Annotated in this window: 22 protein-coding genes; 14 read left to right on the top strand and 8 right to left on the bottom strand. The window is 46.2% G+C overall.

Going from position 1 to position 24,206, the window contains the following annotated elements; all coding sequences use genetic code 11:
* Positions 1-5 precede the first annotated feature (5 nt).
* On the top strand, positions 6-1,757 hold the full coding sequence (locus AABK39_RS02280; RefSeq protein WP_338393304.1) for a RagB/SusD family nutrient uptake outer membrane protein: 1,752 nt from the start codon (positions 6-8) through the stop codon (positions 1,755-1,757).
* Positions 1,758-1,894: 137 nt separating this feature from the next.
* A complete protein-coding gene (locus AABK39_RS02285; protein ID WP_338393305.1) occupies positions 1,895-3,340 on the top strand; it encodes a hypothetical protein in 1,446 nt (481 codons plus the stop codon).
* Between the two features lie 82 nt (positions 3,341-3,422).
* Here the strand turns inward: AABK39_RS02285 and AABK39_RS02290 are convergent, their stop codons facing one another.
* A complete protein-coding gene (locus AABK39_RS02290; RefSeq protein WP_338393306.1) occupies positions 3,423-4,019 on the bottom strand; it encodes a hypothetical protein in 597 nt (198 codons plus the stop codon).
* Positions 4,020-4,174: 155 nt separating this feature from the next.
* Here AABK39_RS02290 and AABK39_RS02295 point away from each other — a divergent pair, with 155 nt between their 5' ends.
* Entirely contained in the window at positions 4,175-4,351 is a 177-nt protein-coding gene (locus AABK39_RS02295) for a hypothetical protein (protein WP_338393307.1), read from the top strand.
* A gap of 58 nt (positions 4,352-4,409) precedes the next feature.
* Here the strand turns inward: AABK39_RS02295 and AABK39_RS27665 are convergent, their stop codons facing one another.
* Positions 4,410-4,985: a helix-turn-helix domain-containing protein gene (locus AABK39_RS27665; RefSeq protein ID WP_421825149.1), complete on the bottom strand. Its 576-nt coding sequence runs from the start codon at positions 4,983-4,985 to the stop codon at positions 4,410-4,412.
* Positions 4,986-5,297: 312 nt separating this feature from the next.
* Here AABK39_RS27665 and AABK39_RS02305 point away from each other — a divergent pair, with 312 nt between their 5' ends.
* The 3 genes from AABK39_RS02305 to AABK39_RS02315 all read left to right on the top strand — a co-directional run bounded on the left by AABK39_RS02305 (position 5,298) and on the right by AABK39_RS02315 (position 8,688).
* A complete protein-coding gene (locus AABK39_RS02305) occupies positions 5,298-7,664 on the top strand; it encodes a GH92 family glycosyl hydrolase (RefSeq protein ID WP_338393308.1) in 2,367 nt (788 codons plus the stop codon).
* Positions 7,665-7,795: 131 nt separating this feature from the next.
* Positions 7,796-8,200 (top strand): hypothetical protein, encoded by a 405-nt coding sequence (locus tag AABK39_RS02310; RefSeq protein WP_338393309.1) that lies wholly within the window; start codon positions 7,796-7,798, stop codon positions 8,198-8,200.
* A gap of 95 nt (positions 8,201-8,295) precedes the next feature.
* On the top strand, positions 8,296-8,688 hold the full coding sequence (locus AABK39_RS02315) for a hypothetical protein (protein ID WP_338393310.1): 393 nt from the start codon (positions 8,296-8,298) through the stop codon (positions 8,686-8,688).
* A gap of 60 nt (positions 8,689-8,748) precedes the next feature.
* On the opposite strand, the gene AABK39_RS02320 is transcribed toward AABK39_RS02315, so the two are convergent.
* Positions 8,749-9,735, bottom strand: coding sequence for a Gfo/Idh/MocA family protein (locus AABK39_RS02320; RefSeq protein WP_338393311.1), 987 nt, complete (start codon positions 9,733-9,735; stop codon positions 8,749-8,751).
* A 270-nt stretch (positions 9,736-10,005) separates the two neighbouring features.
* Here AABK39_RS02320 and AABK39_RS02325 point away from each other — a divergent pair, with 270 nt between their 5' ends.
* Positions 10,006-12,540 carry a glycoside hydrolase family 127 protein gene (locus tag AABK39_RS02325; RefSeq protein WP_338393312.1) on the top strand — a complete coding sequence of 845 codons (2,535 nt, stop codon included), beginning with the start codon at positions 10,006-10,008 and terminating at the stop codon, positions 12,538-12,540.
* A gap of 331 nt (positions 12,541-12,871) precedes the next feature.
* Positions 12,872-13,513, top strand: a complete 642-nt coding sequence (locus tag AABK39_RS02330; protein ID WP_338393313.1) for a hypothetical protein — start codon at positions 12,872-12,874, stop codon at positions 13,511-13,513.
* A 131-nt stretch (positions 13,514-13,644) separates the two neighbouring features.
* Here AABK39_RS02330 and AABK39_RS02335 read toward each other — a convergent pair whose 3' ends face one another.
* The gene (locus tag AABK39_RS02335; protein WP_338393314.1) at positions 13,645-14,448 is read right to left on the bottom strand and encodes a hypothetical protein; all 804 of its coding nucleotides are present in this window, start codon (positions 14,446-14,448) and stop codon (positions 13,645-13,647) included.
* Positions 14,449-14,856: 408 nt separating this feature from the next.
* Between AABK39_RS02335 and AABK39_RS02340 the strand changes: the two genes are divergently transcribed.
* Positions 14,857-16,125, top strand: coding sequence for an AGE family epimerase/isomerase (locus AABK39_RS02340; protein WP_338393315.1), 1,269 nt, complete (start codon positions 14,857-14,859; stop codon positions 16,123-16,125).
* Positions 16,126-16,509: 384 nt separating this feature from the next.
* Here the strand turns inward: AABK39_RS02340 and AABK39_RS02345 are convergent, their stop codons facing one another.
* Positions 16,510-16,704: a hypothetical protein gene (locus AABK39_RS02345; RefSeq protein ID WP_338393316.1), complete on the bottom strand. Its 195-nt coding sequence runs from the start codon at positions 16,702-16,704 to the stop codon at positions 16,510-16,512.
* 229 nt (positions 16,705-16,933) lie between these two features.
* On the opposite strand from AABK39_RS02345, the gene AABK39_RS02350 reads away from it, so the two are divergent.
* Positions 16,934-17,389: a hypothetical protein gene (locus AABK39_RS02350; RefSeq protein ID WP_338393317.1), complete on the top strand. Its 456-nt coding sequence runs from the start codon at positions 16,934-16,936 to the stop codon at positions 17,387-17,389.
* A 190-nt stretch (positions 17,390-17,579) separates the two neighbouring features.
* Entirely contained in the window at positions 17,580-18,596 is a 1,017-nt protein-coding gene (locus AABK39_RS02355) for a gliding motility protein GldB-related protein (protein ID WP_338393318.1), read from the top strand.
* Positions 18,597-18,738: 142 nt separating this feature from the next.
* On the opposite strand, the gene AABK39_RS02360 is transcribed toward AABK39_RS02355, so the two are convergent.
* From AABK39_RS02360 to AABK39_RS02370, 3 genes are all read right to left on the bottom strand, one after another.
* Positions 18,739-19,446 carry a hypothetical protein gene (locus AABK39_RS02360; protein ID WP_338393319.1) on the bottom strand — a complete coding sequence of 236 codons (708 nt, stop codon included), beginning with the start codon at positions 19,444-19,446 and terminating at the stop codon, positions 18,739-18,741.
* Between the two features lie 130 nt (positions 19,447-19,576).
* Complete coding sequence (locus AABK39_RS02365) at positions 19,577-19,957, bottom strand: hypothetical protein (RefSeq protein ID WP_338393320.1); 381 nt, start codon at positions 19,955-19,957, stop codon at positions 19,577-19,579.
* Positions 19,929-20,453 carry an RNA polymerase sigma factor gene (locus AABK39_RS02370; protein WP_338393321.1) on the bottom strand — a complete coding sequence of 175 codons (525 nt, stop codon included), beginning with the start codon at positions 20,451-20,453 and terminating at the stop codon, positions 19,929-19,931. The genes AABK39_RS02365 and AABK39_RS02370 overlap by 29 nt, the downstream gene beginning before the upstream one ends.
* 307 nt (positions 20,454-20,760) lie before the next feature.
* Here AABK39_RS02370 and AABK39_RS02375 point away from each other — a divergent pair, with 307 nt between their 5' ends.
* The 3 genes from AABK39_RS02375 to AABK39_RS02385 all read left to right on the top strand — a co-directional run bounded on the left by AABK39_RS02375 (position 20,761) and on the right by AABK39_RS02385 (position 24,028).
* On the top strand, positions 20,761-22,257 hold the full coding sequence (locus AABK39_RS02375) for an IS5 family transposase (protein ID WP_338393039.1): 1,497 nt from the start codon (positions 20,761-20,763) through the stop codon (positions 22,255-22,257).
* Positions 22,258-22,398: 141 nt separating this feature from the next.
* The gene (locus AABK39_RS02380; RefSeq protein WP_338393322.1) at positions 22,399-23,430 is read left to right on the top strand and encodes a hypothetical protein; all 1,032 of its coding nucleotides are present in this window, start codon (positions 22,399-22,401) and stop codon (positions 23,428-23,430) included.
* 106 nt (positions 23,431-23,536) lie between these two features.
* Positions 23,537-24,028, top strand: a complete 492-nt coding sequence (locus AABK39_RS02385) for an AraC family transcriptional regulator (protein ID WP_338393323.1) — start codon at positions 23,537-23,539, stop codon at positions 24,026-24,028.
* Positions 24,029-24,206 lie beyond the last annotated feature (178 nt).

Genomic DNA, 24,206 nt, shown 5'->3' on the forward strand with positions numbered 1-24,206 from the left:
GAATTATGAAAAGGATATATTTATTGCTGGCAGGGCTCGTATTATTCGCCTCTTGCGATAACGGATTTTTGGATAGGCCTTCACTGGACGAGGTGACCGACGACAACTACTGGACCAGTGTCAATGACCTTATTTCCTATAATGACAAGTACTTTGAGGCTTTTCCAAAGCACAGTGGTTGGAGTAGCTTTACATTTTACAGTGACAGAAACAGTGACAATTTCATTCACACTTCCTATGACTCGCACTTGGCGGGTATTACCGAAGTGCCGGTGACGAGTAACAGTTATGGAACTCCGTGGGAATGGATTCGCGAGACAAATATCTTTTTTGAAAACGTGGGCAGGGTTAACCCGAGCGAAGGACAGAAAGAGATAGACCATTATACGGGTGAGAATCATTTCTTTCGGGCGTGGTTCTACTTTGGCTTGTTAAAGCGTTACGGTAGCGTGGCTATTGTCACAAAACCCCTGAACGTAAATTCGGAAGAGCTTACGGCTCCAAGGGACAGTAGAACTGCTGTGGCCGACTTTATCATCTCTGACCTTGACAAAGCGATAGAGCTATTAAAGCCTAGTAGTGAGGCGAACGCTTTTCGGATTACCAAGGAAATAGCTTTGCTTTTCAAATCTAGGGTTTGCTTGTATGAAGGAACTTGGGAGAAATACCATACGGGGACAGTGTTCGGTGTTGATGGTTCTGATGGGAAAAAGTACCTGACAATTGCGGCCGAAGTGGCGGGAGAGCTTATTGATGGAAAGGCTCATTCGGTATATATGGGCAGCGCTCCGGAAACGGCTTACCATAATCTGTTCAACAAGACCAACTATGGCAGTGTCTCGGAAGTCATGCTTTGGAAACAATACAGTGTGGACGAAGGTGTAACCCACAACCTAAACAACCGGATTCCGCAACAGGGCATGAGCTTCGGGCTTACGAAGTCATTGGTAGAGTCGTATTTGGATACTGAAGGCAATCCTGTAGCTTCATCAAATCTCTTTGACTGGACCACAGCTGAAAAAAGCTTGTCAACTGTGGTCAAGGATCGTGATCCGCGTTTGGCACAGTCGGTATTGTCTCCGGGAACGGTAATGCAAGTTCGTGAAAATGGAGAGGAAGTAATTTTTGATGTTCCTGTTCTGTTTGGTGACGGAGAGAACCAAACCTCTACAGGATATCAGTTATATAAAGGAGGGTCTACGGACCCTGCTCAATACAGCGGGAAGAATGTGGGTACGGTAGGATCGATAATCTTCCGTTACGCCGAGGCTTTGCTTAATTATGCCGAAGCCAAGGCGGAATTGGGAACCCTCGCTCAAGCGGATTTGGACAAGTCAATCAACAAATTGCGTGAACGTGTTGGGATGCCCCATATGACTTTGGGCAATCTTCCGTCCGACCCTAACAAGAATTTCCCCGAGCTTAGCGACTTGATAAACGAAGTGCGTCGCGAACGCCGGGTAGAGCTGGCTATGGAAGGATTCCGTTTCGACGATTTGATGCGTTGGAGAGCGCATAAGCTACTTGTCGGGAAGCGCCCTAAAGGCTTCAAGTTCGTGGGGAGTGATCTGGAGAATGCTTATGAAGGAGTGAAGTTGGGCGAGAACCTCTTTGTGGATACGGAAGGTTATATCGATCCGTACCAGAAATCCTTGCCTGCCGGTTACGCTTTTAATCCGGACCGGGATTATCTTTTCCCTATACCGTCGGAAGAGTTTTCCTTGAATCCTAATATGGAGCAAAATCCGGGCTGGTAACAGTAGTGTGGAAGCAACGCTTTAGTGGCGTTGCTTCTCACTTTATTTTTGTACAAAATTAATGTTTGAAATATTTAAGCGGTCAATCGAAGCTGGTTAGTGATGTTATTTTATTGAATTCCTAAACCGTATTTTTTATGGAAGCTAAGACATTTCGCTATCTCTGGATATTTGTGTTCTTTTTTGCGTGCGACAATAAGATTGATGACACTTCTCCTCCGCAAATCGAGCGAATCGAGCAACAGGGGAGTGATTCCGAACAAGCCTCTCCCGAGGAATTATTGCCCCAAGGACCTATGCCTTCGGTTAATGCGATACCGGTTAGCCATTATCCTATTGACCTGAAAAAACCGCCTCGTAGGGTTAAATTTAGAAACGGGGACGAATTTGACGTTTTTCGTTATTGGTGGGATGGAGCGACATCCATCAATTTGCCAAGTGACATAGCGGATGATATCGATAAAGAAGACGGCTGGGAGGTACTGTTTAATACGATTCGGGAGTATGACCACACGACAGGCACAGGCATTACCCAAGAGCCTTTGGTCATATTATATAACCGATACAGAGGCATTCTTAGGTGTTTTTACTTTTATATTGACGAAGCGAATATTGGAAATGACTTAGTGGCTGTGATGAGTCTGGGGCCAGAGGCTCCAAGTTGGTTTAACCAGCCACACAAGGGACAGTCAAGTCCAATCAATGAGAGCCCTCGGCGCAAGCAGATTTATAGTTTTCCTTGGCCTACGAATATTAAGACTCATGTGGGACTAACGAAACACACTTGGTACGCTTTTGAGTTTGACGTTTCCTGTTATGATTCCAAAACCGTAGACAATTTTACGTTTGCGATCCAACCTATACAAAGGGTAAATCGACAGATTGCGGGAAGAATTAAACAGAACGCGTCATATACAGACGGAGCCAAAAAGTTTGGTGTAGCTCTGCCCTCTAAACGGAGCTTGGGCGTCTTTAATTTACCCGTAAAACCAATGGTTTACGGTGAAGAACAAATAGTTCCGAAAGCCAGCTTGTTGAGAACTGCCGAAACTTTCTCAGGACGTAGTTTCGTCGAAAAATATTGTTATACCCAGAAGTACGAACTGTCTTCGGATATCGCGATCAATTATAATCCCGATGTGTTAGAACAAGCTGATGTCAGTGCTGTGTTCGAACTGGTTTATGTTCACCAAAACAAGGACTTCGATATCGAAGCCTCGGGTGATAAGGGAATGGATGAGTATAATAATATACTGAGTTTGTTGGGCTACTTGGTTGGCGTAGATGTTTCTTCAATAAAACTTTCAGAAGGAAGTGAAGTGTGGGGAATAAAGTCGTTTCAACTGATAGCTGATACGGATTTTCAAGGTCTTTATGGTATTGAGGAAAAGAGTTGGAAAGGCCAAAGGGAATTTATGCTTTTAAAGCCGTCGAACGCTGTTTTCGCTAAAGTCAGAGTTAAAATAAGCCCCAAAAACGGCCGTGCCCCAATTTTTCTCCAGAGGATATTCCCCGTCCAAATTGAGGAAAACAATACCCGAAATCCCGTGCCGTATGGGTGGGGTAAACAGGGAAGCAAATAGCTTTGACAAACGGGACCCATAACTCGCCTTGGGTACCCGTTTTTTGTTTAGATGATCGTACCTTAAAACTTTTTACGGTCCTTTAGCCAGAGTGGACAGTCGCTGTCTTGGCAACATACTTCTTCCCCAAAAACATAACCGATCCGCTACCCAGTTTTCCAGTCATCATATAGGTGTTGAGGTATTTTTCCATCGCTTCCGTGTAGCAGTGGATAGTGGCTTTGCATTCGGCTATTCTGATGTTTTTCAGAACATCGCGCACGGTTGGCGATAGGCCGGCGTCGGTGTAATAGCTTTTTACCGAGGCCAATTTGGCCTTGAGCTTCAGGGCTTCCGCTTCCAGTTCCATTTTCACGATTGGCTGAGAGATCCTTTTCACTTGGCTTTCTAACAGCTTGACCCTGTTTTGTAATGTATTGACAAGCTCGTCCTGACGCCGTAGCTGTTCCGAGTATCTGTCCGGGCGGTGCAGGAGTGCCATTAGCGTTATGTTTTTCTCTTCGATAATCAGCTCCACTTGTGAGAGAACCTCTTGGCACTCGCTTAGGTTTTTGGCTACCAAAGTATAGTGCTCGGGAGCCAAGATTTTGTCCGGGTCGATGGTATAGGGCATAATGTGTTCCGGTGAGTGGTGCGAGTTGCGGATTGTTCCGATAGTTTTCTTCTTGGTTGGCAGCAAGATTTATGCCGGCTAAGAGGAGATACACACGGTAGGTAACTGAAAACAGTGCGAAAAAAGGCGTAAACCTTACGGCCTTCGGATGTGGGCGGTGATACTTGGAGAGCGTGTAACGTGAGGTGAGATTATATGGTAGATTACAGCGGGCAGGATGAATGGTGTTAGCCTTTTCACTCGCTTGGAATGCATCGGACGTACGTGAGCAAGCGCAACGGGTGACCGGAAACGCTATGGCAAAGGGCCTAAGGGTAAAAAGGGAAGTGTTGAGGGCAAGGCATTGTTGGGAAGAGTCGGAATTTACGGCTGTGGCGATACTTTTTGGAAACGATTGAGGGTCTAAGTGCCGAAAGAATGTGGTGGCGATTACAGTTTCCGGGATTTTGCGCAGAATTATGCCGCGCTTCGGTCATATCTGCCGATGCGGAGGCTGTCGGGGGAGGGGTGTGTAGCCGTGAATTGTGGAGGGGAGACGTGTCGTCCGTTACTTATTGGCTTGGCTTTGGCGTGCCGGGCGTTGATTTCCATTTGGAGAGCCAGTAGGGCCAAGTCTTCACGGATGCTGAATATATTGTTCGGCTTTTCTTGGGGAGCGAACAGTGAGGGCCTTCGCATGCGTTTTATCAACTGAAAAGCCGGAAAGGATTCCCTTGTGCGATAGTAATCGTTAAGGTCGGAAAGCCAGCGGGTCAGGTTTCGGTCGCCGTTATGAAGGTAGTACCGTAGCCGGAGATGCCGTGGTTTGCCGTATATGGCGCCACAGACGGCCATGCGTTTGCGTGCCTTGAAAAGTTTGTGGGCGGTTTCCGCGCAGTAATGCGGACCCATGCCGTTGCGTACCAGTTCCCGGCTAATGGTGGAAGGAGCCCTACGTATGGCCTTGGCGATCCAGCGCACGGACATGTCATAGCCTGTATAGCGCGCTATAAAGATTCGTTCGGCTTGTGATAGTTGGTTGTACGTGCGCATGGCTCAGCAATAGTATATGAGATACTGCGCATAGGCTATGCCGTTTAAGGGAGCGGTCAGGGAAGCGGATGTTTGTGGTATGGCTTTTTGGGGCTGTTTCTTGAAATGTCCGGTTTACTTTTTCGCGAAAATGTTACAATCGTTGTTTTCGTGTTTGGCCTCTCCAAAACATTGGGTTTCATTGGACTTTCCTTAGGCTTTTTTCGTTTCTTAGGTCTGATTTTCTGATAAGTAGGGAGCTGGCCACAAACGTCGTGTCATTTAGGGGGAGCCCAGGCCCTGCGCAGAATGTGAGCTTTTAACTTTTGACAAATGAAAAGATCTTTTTTTCTCCTTATTCCGTGCTTGGCCCTTTTGTCTTTGGCCTTGTACTCATGCCAGCCCACAGCCGAGCGCCCTGCCGTTGTGGAGGAAGTGCCGGATTTCTCCCGCTTCGTAAATCCCTTTGTCGGGACAAAAAACATGGGGCACACCTTTCCCGGCGCCACGGCCCCTTTCGGTATGGTGCAGCTGAGTCCCGGCACCAACCAGCAACCAATGTATAAAGACGGCGCCTATAATAAGAAAACGTACCGCTACTGTTCGGGCTACCAATACGCCGACTCGACTATTTTCGGATTCGCCCATACCCATTTTAGCGGAACGGGCCACTCGGATCTCGGTGACTTTTCGGTAATGCCTACCACTGGTCCCCTTGTGTTGGATCCGGGTTTGGCGGACGTTCCGGGTTCGGGTTTCCGTTCGGGTTTTTCGCATAAGAATGAGAAAGCCTCGCCGGGCTATTATTCCGTAAAGCTTGACGATTACGGAGTCAAAGCCGAGCTTACGGCCAGCGAGCGTGTCGGCTTCCATCGTTATACTTTCCCCAAGGCGGATACCTCGCATATCCTTTTGGATTTGGTGGCGAATATCTACGGCCACAAGGACAAGAACGTTTGGACTTTCGTAAGGGTGGAGAATGACACCTTGGTCACCGGTTATCGCCAGACCCGTGGTTGGGCGCGTACCCGCAAGGTGTTTTTCGCCATGAGTTTCTCGAAGCCGATGATCAATTACGGTCATAAGAAATACGACAACACGAAATACAACGGCTTCTACCGCAAGTTTGACGAAACGGAAAACTTCCCGGAGATGGCGGGCAAGGAGATCCGGGCTTATTTCGATTTCGATACCCGCGACGGTGGCGAGGTGCTGGTGAAATTCGCCCTGTCGCCGGTAAGTACCGCCGGAGCGATGAAAAACATGGTGGCGGAGATTCCTCATTGGGATTTTGGGAAGACCGTAAAGGAAACCCGAAGCAAATGGAATAAGGAATTGGCCAAGATAAAAGTGAAGACGGATACCGAGGCCAAAAAGAAGACATTCTACACGGCGCTTTATCACAGTATGCTGGGGCCGGTAGTGTATGAGGATGTGGACGGGTCATACAGAGGGCTCGACCAGAATATCCATAAGTCCGACGGCTTTGTGAATTACACGGTATTCTCCCTTTGGGACACCTACCGCGCTTTGCACCCGCTGTTTAACCTGATCCAGCCCGAGCGGAACAATCATATGGTTCACTCCATGCTCGCCCACCACGACCAGAGCGTACACAAGGCCCTGCCCGTATGGAGCCACTACGCCAACGAGAACTGGTGTATGATCGGCTACCACTCCGTCTCCGTAATCGCCGACGCGTTGGCCAAGGGCACTACGGACATCGATCCGAAGCGGGCCCTTCAGGCTTCGATGAATTCTTCGACGATTCCTTATTTCGACGGCTTAGACAGCTATATGGAGCGTGGCTACGTAGCCGAGGACCTAAGCCCTTCTTCCGTCTCGAAGACTTTAGAATACGCTTACGACGATTGGTGCATTGCGCAGATAGCCAACGTGGCCGGAGATGCGGAACGTGGAAAGGAATACGGACTTCGCGCCGATTATTTCCGAAACGTGTACCATAAGGAAAGCGGTTATATGCGCCCGAAACTGGCTGACGGGTCGTGGAGGAAAGAATTCGATCCGTTGGATACGCATGGTCAGGGCTTTATAGAAGGCAACGCCTGGAACTACGGCCTATACGTTCCCCACAAAGTGGATGAGATGGTGGCGATGATGGGAGGCAAAGACAAGTTCTCCGCTCATCTGGACCGTATTTTCACTACGGAGATCGAAGACAAGTATATCGAGAAAAACGAGGACATCACCCGCGACGGCATCATCGGGAACTATGTGCACGGCAACGAGCCCGGCCACCATATGCCGTACCTTTATAACTGGACCAACGATCCTTGGAAAACTCAGGAGCGCGTGCGGATGATTATGGACACGATGTACAGCGCCGAGGCGGACGGCCTTTGTGGCAACGACGACGCTGGTCAGATGAGCGCGTGGTATATCTTCAGCGCCTTGGGCTTTTATCCCGTATTGCCGGGTTCTGACCAGTACGCTTTGGGTAGTCCCGCCGTGGAGGAAGCCGAGGTTTTGTTGCCGAATGGCTCCACTTTGAAAATAGTGGCCGAGAACCAGTCAAAGAAGAACGTGTACGTGGAGAAAGTTGAGCTGAACGGCGTGGATATCTCCGGTACCGAGATCAGGCACGGGGACTTGCTCAAGGGAGGCGAGCTGAGATTTTATATGGCTGATAAACCCAAGAAAGGTAAAAAAGGAAGCAAGGAACTGACCGCCGGCGTGTAGTGACTAATAGGCTTTTAGTTGGTATGTTTTGTTAAATTCATGGATGATTTTGCCGTGAAAGCTATAGGTGTATTTTATAAATTAACTATTTTCATGTTTTAATAAAATACATCAACAATAGCTCAAAACATATGACAGTAGCGTTCGAAAACGAATTTATTATTTACGGACACCAAGATGACTACGCCGTATTTCGGTACAAAGCCCCTACTCCTAATGATGAAATCCGAAAAGCGATCACGTCGTTTGTGGAATACGTCAAGGAACAGGGATTGAAAATGCACTTGGCGGATTCGGGAAACATGGGGACGGTAAGCGTTGAGGTGCAGGAATGGGTTGCCAAAGAGGTAATGCCCGAAATGGCGAAGAACGCGGGCGGAAAATACAAAATGGCCGGCATCTTGAGCGGTGACGTGTTCGCCTCTTTCGCTTTCCAGAACGTGGCCCGTCGCACGACAGTGGACGGGGTGTCGATGTGCATGTTCGATAACGAACCCGAAGCCGTGGCGTGGCTGAAAGAAGGGTTTGAGGATTAACTTGCTCGCTTCATCCGGTATGGCCTCTTTTGCGCTTCGGCGTATCTTTTTATGGTGCCGGATGAAGCTTTTTTTGATATTCCGTTTGGCTCCGTATGAGATCTATCGATAAAAACAAGGTTGGTTTATACCTGAAGTTGGGCCGGATATTGTCGCAGTTTGTCGGGGTGGGAAGTTACTTCGGATCCAGAACTTTTGATTGGATAAAACTGGAACGAAACGAGGCTTTGTACCGGGCCGTTTTGGTCAGGAGTTTTGATGAAGGGGACGAATACAGTAATGCCGTGATGACGTTTTCGACTGTAAACGAACTGGAAGGGGAGGACGACTTTTTTGAAGGAACAGAAGAAGAGCTTGTTCAATGGCTTGAAACGAAATTCGGGTTTGGGCTGGACGGATTCTGTATGCCTGATGATCTGAATGCCATATATGCGGATTTGGTATCGAAAGGTAAACTGGGTTACCATCTGGATATCAAGAACGATTGAAAAGAAGAAAGACCTTCCAAACGGAGGGTCTTTCCTTGTTTTTACCGAATCAATCGGGACTCATTTTTTGTCTGCCGGAAAAACCAACCCGATCTGTTTCCGGGCCTCGTCCATAATTCCGATAGTCTGCAAAGAGCGCTCGAAAGTGTTGACAGAGGATTCCGTACGGCCTTCGTTGATCGTTTTTACGAAATCGGCCACCTCGTAGCGCATGCGGTTGACGTGTTGCGGAACGGAAAGGTCTTCTTCCGATCCGTCCCTGCCCACGAATAGGATGCGTTCCGTAAGAGAGATACGCTCGATGATAATGGAGCCTTCCTCGCCCTGAATCTCCGAGGGAAGCGTGGAGTTATGCATTTTGGAGTGCGTGAGCACGGCCTCGAACCCATCGTAGCGCAGGCAAACGGTACCCATTCCGTCCACGCCGGTGGAGAGCATCTGCGCTTGGGCGTATACGCTTTCGGGTTGGCCGAACAGGTGGACGCATGGCGCCACGCAATAAACCCCGATATCGACCAGCGAACCGTTGGAGAGCGTCGGGTCGAAGGTATTGGTGTATTGCCCGGCCTTGTGCGAGTCGTAGCGTGAAGAGTATTGGCAGAAGTTGGCCGAAAAACGGCGGATTTTTCCCAAGCGGGGCAAGTTCTGGCGAATGGCCTCGAAGTTCGGCGTATGCGTGGTCATCATGGCTTCCATTAGCGTTACGCCACATTCTTTCGCCGTTTGGATCATGCTCCGGACCTCTTTTGTATTTGATGCGAAAGGCTTTTCGCAAAGTACGTGTTTACCGGCGCGCATCATGGCTTCGGCCTGCTGGGCGTGCATGGCGTTGGGGCTGGCCACATACACGGCGTCGATTTCTCGGCTTTGGCCGAAGGCTTCCAGACTGGTGAATACTTTCGGGATATCGTATTCGTCGGCGAACGCCCGCCCTTTTTCCTCCGTGCGGGAATATACCGCCACAGCCTCGATGCCTTCGCTTTCCTTAACGGCTTCCAGCAATCGTCCGGTGATTTTGCCAGTGCCTATTACGCCTAATCGTATCATGTTTGGAATATCGGTCTTCATAAGTTCTAAAAAATAGCGAAAAGTGTTTTCGCTCCGCTTTCCCAAAGATCATATCCAGAAGGTAAAAGGGAAAGCTTTAGGGGGGCTATCGTTCGCTGTTTTTTTTGGGTGAATAAAATCTTGGGACTTTTGATCGGAACGCCATGGCCGTTTCGGCAAAAATCGGGGCGGTATTGACAAGGCCGGAGACCGCCCGGCATTGACCGCCGAAATTGCGGAGGTATTTCGCAAGACATATTTCACGCACTTATGAAAAAGACTTTTTTGACGCTTTGGGCTCTCGTCGCTTTTGCGGGGGCAGTTTCGGCCCAGACCAAATCCGGCAAGGAGTTGCCGAAAGATTATCCCATCGTACCCGTGCCTTTCAACGAGGTGCGTCTTCAGGACGATTTTTGGTTGCCCCGCCTGAAGACCCAAGCCAAAACCTTGGTGCCTTTCGCCTTGGGCAAAACGGAAAAAGCGGTGGAGAACCTGCGTCGCGCCGGCGACTATCTACACGGCGTAAAGGGCGAGATGCCTTTCCCGCACCGTTTTATCTCTTCCGATTTGTATAAAGTGATGGAAGGCGCTGCCTACATCCTGATGGTGGAGGAAGATCCGGCTCTGGAAGAGCGTCTCGACAAGATAATCGACGTGATAGGACGTGCCCAAAAAGAGGACGGATACCTTTATGTGGCCCACGCCACAGGAGTTTCGAAGCATTATCGCGACAAGTGGGGCGGTGGCGGAATGGGCGACAAGCCGTACAGTTTTGTGCTTCATAGCCACGAGCTTTACAATATCGGGCATATGTACGAGGCCGCGGTGGCGTATTATCAGGCTACCGGAAAGCGGAAGTTTTTGGATATCGCCGAAAAGAGTGCCCAGCACGTTAACCGTGTGTTTTTTGAGGGGGAAAAAGGCTATAACGGAGGCAAACCGGTGAACCAGGCTCCCGGTCACCAAGAGATCGAATTGGGCTTGGTAAAGCTGTACCGCGCTACGGGCAATAAGCTTTATCTCGAAATGTCGAGAAAATTCCTCGACGTAAGGGGAATCACTTACAAACCCGACGGCGAGCGGGTAATGTCGGGCAGTTATGCCCAACAGCATGCGCCCGTAGCCGACCAAAGCGAAGCCGTGGGACACGCAGTGCGCGCCGCATACATGTACGCCGCTATGGCCGACAATATGGCCTTGCACGAAGACGACGCCTTTATGGGAGCTTTGGACCGCATTTGGCACGATATCGCCGATACCCGCATGCATATTACCGGCGGTTTGGGAGCCGTGCACGGCATTGAGGGTTTCGGTCCGCAGTATGTTTTGCCAAACAAATCGGCGTATAACGAGACATGCGCGGCCGTGGCCAACGTGTTTTTCAACTTCCGGATGTTTTTGCTGACCAAGGACGCCAAGTATATGGACGTGGCCGAGGTGTCGCTGTACAACAACGCCTTGGCCGGCGTGAATATGGACGGCAACCGTTTCTTCTACGTCAATCCGCTGGAGGCTACTGGCGACAAGCATTTCAACCAAGGTTCCGCCGGGCGTTCGCCTTGGTTCGGCACGGCGTGTTGCCCGAGTAATATCGCCCGCCTGATGCCGCAGGTGTCCGGCTATATGTATTCGCATACCGACGACGAGATCTACGTGTCGCTCTACGCTGCCAACGAGACAACCGTTGAGTTGAAGAAAACGGCGGTGAAATTGAGACAGGAAACCCGCTATCCGTTCGGTGGCCAAGTGAATATTACCGTTACGCCCGAAACCAAATCGAAAAAGAAAAGAACCTTCGCTATGAAATTCCGTCTGCCCACTTGGGCCCGTGGCGAGCGCTTTGTACCCGGCGAGCTGTATTCCTACGTAAACGACGGCGCCGGCGAATGGAGCCTGAAAGTAAACGGGAAGAAAGTGGAGTCCGGCATAGAGAACGGCTTCGTGACCGTACGTAGGGCATGGAAAGCCGGCGATAAAGTCACTTTTGAACTTCCGATGGAAGCCCGCTATACCAAGGCCATAGAAAAAGTGGAGGCTGACCGTGACCGATTGGCGGTAACCCGAGGCCCGCTGGTGTACTGCGCCGAAGGGGCAGACAACGAAAAGGCGGTACAGGCTTACGCCTTCGGAAAGCGTCCAGATAAGGGCGCCAAGAAATCGGAGACGATCAACGAAGGCCCTTTGCGCAACGTGGAGAGGATCACCGTGCCGGCCCGCCAAATCAGCGCCGATGGAGTGACGGCTTCGGAACTGAATATGGTGCCGTACTACGCTTGGAACAACAGAGGCAAAGGCTCCATGATCGTGTGGGTGCCGAACAAGGACGAGGTGGCTATGCGTTTTGTGGGGAAGAATCCGGAGAAAGGAATAAAGACGATAAAAGCCTCGTACACCCACAGCCATGACGCCGTATACGCGGCCATAGACGGCAAAATAGGCGAAAAGTCATCTGACGAGAGCATTTCTCGCTGGACATCCTGGAACAAGAAAGGCCAGAAGCAATGGTTGGAGCTAGAGCTGGAAAAAAGCCGTGAGATCCGTAGCGTAGGCGTATTCTGGTTCGACGATGCCAAGGGCGTAAGGCTCCCCGCCGAATGGTCGGTAGAGTACAGGGTAAACGGCGAGTGGAAGCCCTTCAAACTCTATGTAACCGACGCCTATAACCTGTTCAAAGATCAATACAACATCGTACACCCCGCCAATCGCCTGAAGTGCGACGCTATCCGGATCAATATGACGCCACGGAAAGACAGTGCGGTAGGAGTCTTGGAAGTGGATATCGATTATGAGGAGAAGGAACTCTAGGAGTTGGTGAGGATTAGTATAAAGTAAAGAGTACAGAGTAAATAGTCTGCTTTGGAAAGGCTTAATGATGCCGTCGTTTTACTCTGGACTCTTTACCCTTTACTAAAAAACGGCCCGCATGTCTGGCGATTTTGCGGAATGTCAATTGTCTGGCGCCCTGTTTTTCGGGGCGTTTTTTTGTGATTCTTTTTGAAAGGGGGATGATGTTGTTCTGGATTGAAAATCTGCAGGGAAGAAAAATATCGAACCTAATAATTGTACTTTACAGATTTTTAAATTAAAATCATCACGATTAAAGAGAAGGGAATAGAATATATTTTTTGTAAAAGTTATGAGACGAATAACACTTTTGATTTACGTTGGTCTTGTTATACCCTTTGTTGGTGTTGGGCAAGTGGCTAACGGCCTTATTTATTTTGAAAGGCAGGTTAAGCAAGCAAGCTTTGAAATTCCTATGAAAAGGTTTTCGGAAACAATCGATTACCGGGTTCTACAGTCTAAAGTCAAATATTATGACGAGTGGGGAAAAAAGCGCAAGCTAAGACCAAAAGACGCCAAAGAATTTAGGTTTACATACCAGGGAGAGGCGATAAGAATGGTCTCCGTTCCGGGTATTTCAAATATTTACAAATCAAAGAAAAAAAGTGAGGGGGATGTATTTCTTAAATGTGAGTTAGATGGTCCTGTTAAACTCCTTAAATATTTTGATCCTCCCCAAGTAGTAATGGCAGGTAACGAAGGCGATGGTTTCACTTCCAAGCCCATTCTGGTTAGCAAGCGGAAAGTAACTTATATTCTTATGCGAAAAGGATTGACCTTAGAGCTACGCCAGCCATTTTCTGTAAAGGATATTGTGTTGTTTTTTCCCGATTGCCCTGATCTTCATGAAAAGGCGCGGAAGAAGAGATTCGGTAACAAAGATTCGTTTTTTGTCGCAAAATATTATAATGAAAACTGTGCTGTTACAGAGTAACCTACCCTTCGATATATACTATTTTCCTTTAAAATAACGACGTTTCGAAATCATTTATAGCTAATATTATCAGGGCTATTTTGGAAAGCAGTCATAATTCGTCCATAACACCCATTGCTTGGATACACTCATCAAAAGTCAACTAATATAGATTCCAATTTGGTATTGATTTCCCCTGTTCGGAACCCTGTTTCTTTATCTTTAGGTGGGTCGGATCGGTTTAATATTATGCTTCTGTAATACCCGCCATATGAAGGGAATTCAATTTTCACAGTTTTCTTTTCCCCAGAAGTCAAGGTGACTGTAAGGTTAAATTCCGATGCTGTTGCCATAAAAATCTGATCAATTTTAAGATTATAGCTTTCGCTATTATCCATTGACGTAATGGAGAGAGATTCAATGTCGTCATTGGTTAAATAGCCCTTGGTCTTTACGTCAAAGAGATTTGTTGCGGGACGAAGCTCAATGCCTTTCTCGATCACTTCTTCCGTTAGCTTAATATTTGATTGACCAAACATAATTCTCGTTCCCCAATATTCGGTTGAGCCCAAGTACTTCATGAAATGGAAATTGGATAAGGGATCGCCTGTTCCATCCCAATGAAACACATTCCATACGGAAATATAAGAGTCTTCCCCGTACTTGATATTCTTTAGTTTTTGATCCTTTAAGTTCACCTCCTTGAAAATCTGAGGTTCGATTTTGCCTGTACGGTCAGTTACGACAGCGATGTATTTTTCATACTCATATTTATACTCCTCCGTCGCGGTCCTTATCAGTTTTTCGTCACTGTTTGTTCCAATGATTTCGAATGATGATCGAAGGCTAAAGCTTAGGTCAGCGACCTTGTGTTCCGGTTTTTGAATATCGGAAGTTGTGCAGGAAAATGCTCCAAATAGGGTTGCAAATAGAAGGTAGTGAGTGAGTTGTTTCATTTTGATAGGCATTTAAGCTTAGACCTAAAAATAACTTTAATTGTTTTTTTATAAACTTTTAATTATATAAAATATGATACGTAAGATTATAAAACATAGTGTTTGCAAATAAGTCTGACGAGAGTAGAATAAAGTGATGGTATTGCGCTAAATAATTGAGGGGGAAGATGAAAACAGATTGATACAGAATAATCCTAAAACCAGCTAAAAAACAGCGCCTGCCGATAAAATTGTCTAGATTTGTCCCATAGCCTCGTATCACGAAAGTCGCTACTTTTTACTCGTTTGATGTGTAATTCTAGATTTTCCTTTTACCCGAGGCGCTTTATGAAATTAACCGGGAGGTGCAATAAAATCCGCGGAAAGGCTTTGTGATAGAAGCACCGCCCGGCACCAAACAACTGCACTATGAAAAAAATCTCCGGAATCCTGATGGCGCTGGCCCTGTTGGCCGGTTGCGCGGGAAAGAAAACGTCTGTGGAGAACGCTACGGCGGACGGGCTTTCGAAACCGTTGGACAATCTCTTCGCCTTTTTCGACAACAACTCTTACAACGATTCGCTTGGCGTATATTTTTCCGAAGTGGATAATGCTGGGAAGTTGCTTTCGGAAAAAGTGTTTACCGTGGCGCATGACCGGCTTATTTACGGCCTTTCCTACACTTCTGACCAACATCCGGAGCGTTTGGCGAAGGCCAAACGCATGTACGCTTTTCAGAAAGAAAATCTGATAGGAAACGATTCTCTGGGACTCTTTTCCCATTCCTTTTCCGAAAAAGGAATGAATCCGAAGACCGAAATTCTTGACGTCTGGCAACAGGCTTACGGAATGTGCGGATTGGCTGAGCTTTACCGAAAGACGGGTGACAAACAGTTGCTTGAAACCATTCACGGCTTGCACAAAGGCTTCATAAACCGCTTTCATGATGATATCCGTGGAGGTTTTTGGGGAGAATATCACCGCAAAAACGGTCCCGTGGAAGGAAGCAAGTCTTTGCAGTCGCTGATGTATCCGATTACGGCGTATATGGCCAATCTTTGGTTGGCGGATAAGGAAAACCGTAATTTGTATGAGCCGTACCTGACCGAAAACCTTGCGCTCTTGGCAAAGAACGCTTGGAATGATGGCCGGGGTTGGGTAAACGTAAAGTTTGATGACAATTGGAATCCGTGCGAAAGTCAGGGTGAAAAGCCGTGTTTCACCGTAACGCCCGGCCACAACTTCCAGCTTTCGGCCCTTTTGCAACGGACCAAGGATTTCGGTTTTCTGCCAGCTAGCCTCTGTTCGGAATATACGGCCTTGGGCAGAAAGATTTTGGATGTGACGATGCGCAAACCAGTCTTCGATGAAACGGTGAAGCAAGGCTTCTTCAGTGAAATAAATCCCGCAACCGACAGCGTTTTGGATAAACGCAAAACTTGGTGGCAGCACGCCGAAGCGGTAATTGCGCTAACCCTTGCCGGAGATGGGCACAAGAACGAAGCGGATAAGATCAAGGCATTCTTCTTCGACAAATTCCAAGATTACGAAAATGGAGGCGAGTATTTCTATATTTCCGAAGACGATGTTCCCCACAGTCAGGAAATGAAAGGAAGTATAGGAAAGTCCACTTACCACACTATCGAACTCGTCCGGTTTCTGCGCGAAAGCTCCTTGAAAAAAGAGGCGAAACAGTAAGCGGATCTTGAATAACGTTTTTCAAAAGACATATCCCGCAAGCCAAGAGTTTGCGGGTATTACTTTTTAGGATTATGAGAGTACGAATAAAAAAGTTACTTCCAATACAGCAATTGGGGGCGATGATACTGTTGCCCCTTATATTATGGCTTCATTTCTCGAGTAAAAAGGAAAAAGAGGAAGTTGGAAAACAGAATACAGAGATCGTAAATTCAGGGCAACGATCAGAGCGGGAAGAGGTGGATACACATCCTCGGAAAGACAGTTTACGTTTGCAAAAGCAAACTATGGATGCGGAATAACTTGTTTGGAAAACAAGTCTGATTCCTACCCACAAACTGCGGGTATTTTTTTGTCCAGTTTCCGGTTAATATAAGCTGGTCTTTACCCTTTTTTTCCCGCCAATATAAATGCGCCGCCCAGTAATGCTACGCTAAAGCTCACAAACATCCATAACAGGTGAAGCTTTGGACTGGTGACGCCTTTTAGGGTCACTACGTCAGGCCAAATATAATTGGCGGCGCCTCCGACAAATAATGTGAGTCCAGCGGAAAGAATGATTTGGCCGAATGATTTCATAGATAGGCTTCGTTGAATTTTAATGCGAAATAATTGTTTTGTAATATCTTATCCCAACTTTTTAACTGCCTAATGTGTCTTATGTATGATTTTAAGTGATAAAATATTTTAATTTACTGTGAGTCGTACCGACGCTTTATAAACGTTAAATAAGTAGATGCTTTTTAATCTTAATAACATCTTAGCCTATTTGGTGTCGTCGCTTTTTTAACTCTTGACAATTTGCATTATGAAAAAAATCTTTGGGTTATTGCTAGTCTTCTCAGCTTTCATTTCCGCATGTGATAATAAAGATGAGGAAGACCTGTTATGTATGACACCCCCTTCTCCGTTTTATTTTGAGGTTGTGGACAAGACCTCTGGAGAAAACCTTTTTGAAAAAGGGACTTTCAAGTTTTCGATGGTCGACATCATAAACTCGGAAACCAACGAAAGGGTTTCTAGAAGAAAATACCATTTGGCAGATAACAATTTACTTTTGTTTACAGCACCAGGCTGGAATACGGAAAAGGTCAATTTTTCGTTCAAGGTTGGAGACAAGAAAATCTTTGACTTGTATGTTGACTCAAGCGTGCTTAATGAAAATGGATGCACTTTTACCCGGTATAACGAGGTGAAGATCACGAATGCAAACTACAAAAAGGTATCCGAAGGGTGGGATCACCATAAGATTTTGATCGATTGATTTCACTATTCAGGTGAATGGGACAGATTTGGATAATTCTTTTTATACTGGTTCTCTGTTATTTGATGATACAATCTTACCGGATACGGATATTGAATTTTCCCTTGTTTTCCCTCGTCTTTGATTCGAAGCCTTAAAGGCATATACTTGTTCGTACGCTTAAGGGATATACGTACTTTTCAATACGGTTATGAGACAGATATTTTCCATAGCGTTTTTCGCCTTGTTTTGTTCTTTCCAATCCTGTAAACAGGCTGATAAAAAGGTTCTTACGTTCAGGGAAAAACTCGAACAGGTAGCAGATAGTGTCAAGGTAGGAGGGATTACTGTCAAAAACCTTTTTAAAAGCCAGATTCTGGCACATGGGCCAAGTGGTTACGACAGTTCGATGATCATCGAGAAGGTATATGTTCCGCATCAGGCTCTGTGGGATAATTGCTACGCAATGATTTTCGGTAACGAAAACGCCTCCAAATTCAACACGGAAAGTGGGATAATAGAGTGGAATAAAACACTTTACCCTGAAAACAAGGAGTTTTTCGAAAAAAGGGCCTTGGAGCTTATCGAGATGAACCTTGATTCGGTTTTGGAAAACAACCTGCAAAAATTTGACAAGTTGGTTCCTTACAAGGCTGAAGCGACCGTCAGTATTGCGTTCACGCCTTTGACGGGGATACTTTTCGGCGGTTGTGATAACGACCAGTTTTGTCTGGAGCTTAATTATAAGGAACAGAATGTTAGGTATACCGTGGAGTACGGGATTCCCCACGAGCTGAATCACCTTGCCTACGAACCGCTTCGGAAGAATGATCCGGACAGCGGTACGGCTTTACGCCAAGTGATAGACGAGGGCTTTGCGTGTTATTTTACTTGGGTGTTTTTCGAAAAGAAAATATCCAAACACGAGGCTGTGGAGAATATGACCGAAAAAGAATGGGAGTGGTATCTGAATAACGAGAAGCAGATATACGCGAAAACAAAAGAGTACTTCACTGATACAAGCGGAGATAATCCTCTGTTGCGGAATGGAAAATATAAACTTTTTGAGGACGCTCCCAAAACGCTGTATTATTGGATGGGATTCCGGATAGTGGAGAAATATGTGGAGATACACGGGCCGGGCAGTTGGAGGGATATTTATGAGATGAATGTAAGGGATGTCTTTGAAAGGAGCGGTTACGCCGAGTTCATTAGCGAATCGGTGTAGAAGGATTAAAGTTGTATATGGAGAGTTGAGAAAGGGGAGCCTTATGGCTCCCTGTTTTTTTAAACGATCTTTTTTGAGTAATCCTTTAAACGTTGGCCTCGCACTATTCGGTAAAAGGAAGGGAAATTCAATAATTAAGGATTTACATGCCGTTTCCAAGGCCCATATTGATATGCAAGAAACCAAGGTGATAAGAGGAATCACGCCACGCTTTGGTTCTGGTGAGTTTTATTTTTCCCACACCGCCGTCTCTTACAATTTCTATATGGGCAATATTAAGCGGATTGATTTTAACGGCTTCTTCTTGGTTTACTTTTTTCCCGTCAACATAATATTCGGGAGCTTTTTTATTGGAGCCATTTGCTTTGGGTTTAATTATATAATTCTTGCTTAGATATTTCTTCTTCATCGCTTTCCAAAGTAGCCTTGCGGGATACTTTTTCTTTGCGCCATCATATGTAGGCAGGTCATACCTGAAGAAAATAAAGGCCCCTTCGTCTAATTTATAATTATAAACCGATCGTTTTTTTCCGGCGACCCCAAACATAGAGACACTATAATTTCGGGCAGTCTTATTAAGCAACTCTCTATCCCTACCGTTAACAAACTTTCTTAATGCCCAAATCAAATCAATATAATGCATATAGTTCTCGGCGTTGAAATATATGCGTCCGCCAGCGATATTGTACACTTCTGTTTCGCCCAGTCGCCTATCCTCGAATGTTTCGGCCCCTTTAATTTTTTTTAATTGCTGAAGTGTAAAATCAAAAACCTCTTGGGCAGTTTTGGTTTGCGCCATGCCCATTACATTCACTAGAGCAAACAATAGTGTTATTCCTATCTTTTTCATCTCTGTTGATTTTCTGTTGCCAAAAAGCGCATTCGGAAAGGGCCCGTTTTCGCAGTTGCGCATTATGTTTATGAATTTCAGTGTCTTTCCGCTATACCCCACAGGGTTTTCGGATCCGTCACTGTTAATATCACTTATAATATATAGTCACCGACTCGTCCTCGTAAATAATCTCATCTTCAGACCCCTCCAATAACTCAAGCAACTTAGGATCTACGCCCACCGGTTCCGGGTTTAGGGCTGGCAACAAAAAGAACAAGGTCATACAGGCCGTTAAACTGGCCATCGTGCTCCAGAATAAGGCTGAATGCCTTCTTTTTCGGAGAGCATTACCCACGAGGATTTCTGTACGAAGATTCTGTTTTTCCGAAAAGTCCTTTGCGAAAAAGTTGACTAATGTTCGGGACGTTGCGTCCATGTCACCAGAATCTTTCGCCAGAGCCTCCTCTTCTAAACGAACAGTCCCGCCTTCCAAAAACTTTTCAAACAACCGTTCTTTTTCTGGCTTCATGCTTATAGTATTTTTCCAATGTTGCCTTCATTTCTTTACGGGCCCTCGACAGCAAAACCCGCACATGTTCTGGCTTCAGTCCGGTTACCGTCGCTATCTCCGGATACTCCATACCGTCCACGCATTTCATGTACATAACCTCCTTTTGCCGTATCGGTAACCGATCTATACAGCGGAACAAAAGTGCTTCCGTTTCGGAATATTCCAATTGTATTATGCCACTGTCAAAGCCCTGCAGATTGTTTTCGATAATACTGTCGATAGGCAAAAATGGCTCTTGGCGCATTAGCTTTTTGAGACAATAATTCCGGGCCATTCTAAAACAATATGCCTCGGGTTTTTCCATTTTGGATAGTCGCCCTCGCTTTTCCCATATTTTTACGCTAATCTCCTGCAATGCGTCTTCAGACTCTTCCAAAGGCAGGTACCGTTTGACAAAACCGAAAAGTCTCGCAGAAATTTGAATCAGAAAATTCTCAAATTCTCGGGTTGTCATAAAAGTTGCCTTCTGGTAAAAAATCGTGGAAAAACCACACTGCACTCATAATGATAAATCCCTTACAGGGTAAAGTGTAACAAAAAATGAGTAAAAAATAATTGTGTGCTCGAGTTGTTTGATTTAGAACTTTTGTAAGCTAACTTCTTATTTAAAGCTAATCCCTCTTTTTTAATTAGGGTTTACTGAAAAAGTAAAAACCACAAGATTATCAGTGGATTAGGTAGCTTGTTTCCCTTTCCAAAGCACAGGGAATATTCGTAAATTGGCCTTAGAAAGGACTGAGAGCATTTTTTCCCTTGCACCTATGATCAAGACAAGTTCCTCGCAATTGAGTATAGAAGGTTTTTTGGACCCGGAAATAGGGCGCCTTAACCCGGAAAACAGATGGGTGAAGTTGGCCAACTCCATCCCCTGGGCGGAATTGGGTTTGGTCTACGAATCGAAAATGTCGACGGGCAAGGGCAGTCCGTGCAAACCGGCCCGGCTGGTCATCGGCGCGCTGATCGTGAAGCATAAGCTGAACGTTTCGGACGCCGAGGCGATAGAACAAATCAAAGAAAATCCGTATCTCCAGTATTTCGTGGGACTCGGCTCGTTCACCACGGAAAAGGCCTTTGACCCTTCGCTGTTCACGACGGTCCGCAAGCGGCTCGGGTACGGGGATTTTAACAGGATGAGTTCGCTTTTGCAACACGAGGGGATCCGTATTGCGGAGGGCGATCGGGATGAAGGGTCCAAAGACGGGCATTCCGGGGACGCCGAAGATGACAAGCGGGTTGTCTCCTGCGACGCGACGGTGGCGCCGCAAGAGATTCCATACCCCACGGACCTTGGGCTGTTGGCTACGGCGAGGGTGCAGTCGGAGAAAATCATCGACCTCCTTTGGCCCGTCGCCAGGGATTCCGGTTTATCCAAAAAGCCCCGGACTTACCGGGATAAAGCCCATAGGGAATATGTCGGGGCGACGAGAAAAAAGAGGAAAGGAGCCGAATTCTGGCGCGTGTGCGCACGCCGACAGCTGAATTATCTGGAACGGAACCTACGGCATATCGACAGCCTCATAGAGGCCAACAAGGGCGTTATACGCCTAAAAAGCAGGTTTTTGAAGATTCTGATGGTGCTTCACGAAATCGCCAGGCAACAGTCGCTCATGCTGGAGACCGGTGCCAACAGGGTGGACGGCCGCATCGTGAACGTCTTCCAGCCCCATGTCCGGCCGATAGTCCGGGGCAAAAACGGAAGCGACACCGAGTTCGGCGCCAAATTGTCCGTAAGCCTTCACGAAGGCTATTCCTATCTGGACAAGGCGCAATGGGACGCTTACTACGAGGGTGACGCGGAAGTGATCCGCGGGCACATCGACAGTTTCGGGGAGAGAAACCCGGAAATGAAGCTCGGCAAATTCGTCGGGGACAAGATTTACGGAAACAGGAACGCCCGGCAGACCATGTCCGGCGCGGGTGTGGAATTCGTGGGCTCCCCGTTGGGAAGGCCTCCCTCAAGTCCCGAAAAAATCAGGGAACGCAAGGAAAACCGGGCGCTTCACCAACGGCACCGAAGCAGGGCGGAAGGAAAATTCGGGGAAGTGAAACGGGGACTCGGATTGGACAAAATACAGGCAAGGAGAGCGGACACTTCGCTTTCATGGATCGCCTGCATTTTCTTCGTGGCCAACTTGAAAAGATTTCAGAGCGAAATCTTTTTTGACCTTGTTTTCTTGAGCTGGAAATACGGGATATGGCTTCAAGACGGCGAAAAGAAACAGGAAAAGACTGTCTGGCAAAATATCCTAGCTGGGTAGCCCTCTGGGCTTTTTCAGTAAACCCTAATTAGTTAATAAATTTTGTTGAAGATTAGGGCGGAGAAGGAAAGGTTTGTTGAGGTATAAGGGGGTGTTACTGTCTGTTTGTGGGATGATTTTTTAGTAAAAGAATAAACAAAAATGAGAGTATCTGATAATTTGTCTTTCCTTGTAGTTATAGGTTGTGTATGGGCTTTTTTGACATTGGCTATTGTAATAATGGTAGTCAAGGTGATGGCTCCAAAGTTAGCTTCAACAGAAACCGATTGGATATATAATATCATAACATTATTTGGAATGTGTGTAACAGCTGGAATAATGGGTGTTTCAGTTTATTATTCATCAAAACACTCTAGTGACCAAATTCAAGCTATACATGCTCAAATGTCTCATTCTGATAGGGTCAGAAAAATAGAGAACCGTGAAGAAAGTAGAAGAGCACTTATGAATATAGAGCATTATTTTGAGTCTTATACAGCGATATATTTTGATCTGAATAAAGAGCTCCCGATTCTTAAAAATAGGTTGAAAAAATTAAATAAAAAGAATGAAAATTATTTATTGAAGGTTCTTGGCAAGTTATCAGCTATGAAGTATCAATTGCCTTCCCAAACAGAAGATTTTAATAGATTGAGCCCAGAACTTATTCAAGCCTATAGGAAACTAGTAAGGCATGATAGGGAGATTGAAAGAAACTTGGAAATAGATGCTGATTTTTTAGGAAGTAGAGTGGATGTGAAAAATACCATACTCTTCTTAGAGAAAACGCATTTTGAAATTGGTAATTACTTCAGGGATATAGCATATGAAATAGAAAGACAAAAGAGAGAATTGTATGAGCTTGATACAATCGTTTCAATTAATGACTGGACCGCAGGCTTCTTTATAATAGAACATGCTAATGGGCTGGCTATAGAAACAACAAGACATCCTAGAATGAAAATTTGGACTAAAGAAAAGTTGGAGTTACGCAAATACGATTTTACAGAAGAAACAGTATCATTTGAATACGAACTTCTTGAAAAACCAGTGAGTGAATTGGAAAAACAAGTAATGAAAAGGTGTTTAGGGAAGATAATGTCTTTCAATTTGAGTGATAAAGGTGTTAAAAAGTTTACAGGGAGAAAATTAGCGTCAAAACCAAAAGGCCATCATGAGTATATGTGGCAATAGTTAATTTGGCAAAAAGCAATAATCGTCAAACGGTTAGCAAGATTTGGGGAATGAAAGAATGGTTTAGCGCATAAGTTTGTCTTCGACATCAAAAGAGACAAACGATATGGAAACGATTGTTAAGAACATTGAGGTAAAAACCTTGCCCCGCACTACACTCGCTTTTCACGGGGGAGCGGGCGCTTACCAAAAAGACAGGTCGCTGTATCAACGCCACCGCCAAGAGCTTTTTGCGTGGGCGGATTCTAAAGGCTTGCTGGCCGGCGGAGATTTCCAGTATTTAATTCTTTATAGGGATAGCCCCGAAGTAGCGCGTTATGGAGCCTCCGAAATGAGCCTGTGCCTTACTGTACCAGCCGAAACGCAAACGGAAGAGCCGATAGGGAAAACGACTTTGGACCTTGGAGAATATGCGGTGTGCGAATGCGAGTTGAGCCCTCGGGACTTTCCGAAGGTTTGGGAGTGGATTTTTGGAGAGTGGTTATCCGAACACGGTTTTCGTCCTATAGCTGGTGCGCCGTATTTTGAGCGTTATCCCGAAGCGCCCGCTGGGGAGCTGTTCCGAGTGGATTTTTGCGTTCCGGTAGAGGGGGACTAAAGGTTCTTGTAGACGTTTAACTTTCGCCCGTTTGTTTCTTTTTCATAGGAAATGGACGGGTGTTTTTTTGTGTGTTAAATTGGTTTTGTTATATATTAATTGAATTTATGGGTTGTTTATATGTGAAATAGGCTTCTTTGTTTTTATTTTATGTGTTGTTTTTTTGATATAAACATGA

The sequence above is a fragment of the Fulvitalea axinellae genome, assembly GCF_036492835.1.
GTDB lineage: Bacteria > Bacteroidota > Bacteroidia > Cytophagales > Cyclobacteriaceae > Fulvitalea > Fulvitalea axinellae.

Excerpts from the sequence above, each read along its gene's own strand:
- AABK39_RS02280 (WP_338393304.1), top strand. The coding sequence starts at position 6 with ATGAAAAGGATATATTTATTGCTGGCAGGGCTCGTATTATTCGCCTCT.
- AABK39_RS02285 (WP_338393305.1), top strand. The coding sequence starts at position 1,895 with ATGGAAGCTAAGACATTTCGCTATCTCTGGATATTTGTGTTCTTTTTT.
- AABK39_RS02295 (WP_338393307.1), top strand. The coding sequence starts at position 4,175 with ATGGTGTTAGCCTTTTCACTCGCTTGGAATGCATCGGACGTACGTGAG.
- AABK39_RS27665 (WP_421825149.1), bottom strand. The coding sequence starts at position 4,985 with ATGCGCACGTACAACCAACTATCACAAGCCGAACGAATCTTTATAGCG.
- AABK39_RS02305 (WP_338393308.1), top strand. The coding sequence starts at position 5,298 with ATGAAAAGATCTTTTTTTCTCCTTATTCCGTGCTTGGCCCTTTTGTCT.
- AABK39_RS02310 (WP_338393309.1), top strand. The coding sequence starts at position 7,796 with ATGACAGTAGCGTTCGAAAACGAATTTATTATTTACGGACACCAAGAT.
- AABK39_RS02315 (WP_338393310.1), top strand. The coding sequence starts at position 8,296 with ATGAGATCTATCGATAAAAACAAGGTTGGTTTATACCTGAAGTTGGGC.
- AABK39_RS02320 (WP_338393311.1), bottom strand. The coding sequence starts at position 9,735 with ATGATACGATTAGGCGTAATAGGCACTGGCAAAATCACCGGACGATTG.
- AABK39_RS02325 (WP_338393312.1), top strand. The coding sequence starts at position 10,006 with ATGAAAAAGACTTTTTTGACGCTTTGGGCTCTCGTCGCTTTTGCGGGG.
- AABK39_RS02330 (WP_338393313.1), top strand. The coding sequence starts at position 12,872 with ATGAGACGAATAACACTTTTGATTTACGTTGGTCTTGTTATACCCTTT.
- AABK39_RS02335 (WP_338393314.1), bottom strand. The coding sequence starts at position 14,448 with ATGAAACAACTCACTCACTACCTTCTATTTGCAACCCTATTTGGAGCA.
- AABK39_RS02340 (WP_338393315.1), top strand. The coding sequence starts at position 14,857 with ATGAAAAAAATCTCCGGAATCCTGATGGCGCTGGCCCTGTTGGCCGGT.
- AABK39_RS02345 (WP_338393316.1), bottom strand. The coding sequence starts at position 16,704 with ATGAAATCATTCGGCCAAATCATTCTTTCCGCTGGACTCACATTATTT.
- AABK39_RS02350 (WP_338393317.1), top strand. The coding sequence starts at position 16,934 with ATGAAAAAAATCTTTGGGTTATTGCTAGTCTTCTCAGCTTTCATTTCC.
- AABK39_RS02355 (WP_338393318.1), top strand. The coding sequence starts at position 17,580 with ATGAGACAGATATTTTCCATAGCGTTTTTCGCCTTGTTTTGTTCTTTC.
- AABK39_RS02360 (WP_338393319.1), bottom strand. The coding sequence starts at position 19,446 with ATGAAAAAGATAGGAATAACACTATTGTTTGCTCTAGTGAATGTAATG.
- AABK39_RS02365 (WP_338393320.1), bottom strand. The coding sequence starts at position 19,957 with ATGAAGCCAGAAAAAGAACGGTTGTTTGAAAAGTTTTTGGAAGGCGGG.
- AABK39_RS02370 (WP_338393321.1), bottom strand. The coding sequence starts at position 20,453 with ATGACAACCCGAGAATTTGAGAATTTTCTGATTCAAATTTCTGCGAGA.
- AABK39_RS02375 (WP_338393039.1), top strand. The coding sequence starts at position 20,761 with ATGATCAAGACAAGTTCCTCGCAATTGAGTATAGAAGGTTTTTTGGAC.
- AABK39_RS02380 (WP_338393322.1), top strand. The coding sequence starts at position 22,399 with ATGAGAGTATCTGATAATTTGTCTTTCCTTGTAGTTATAGGTTGTGTA.
- AABK39_RS02385 (WP_338393323.1), top strand. The coding sequence starts at position 23,537 with ATGGAAACGATTGTTAAGAACATTGAGGTAAAAACCTTGCCCCGCACT.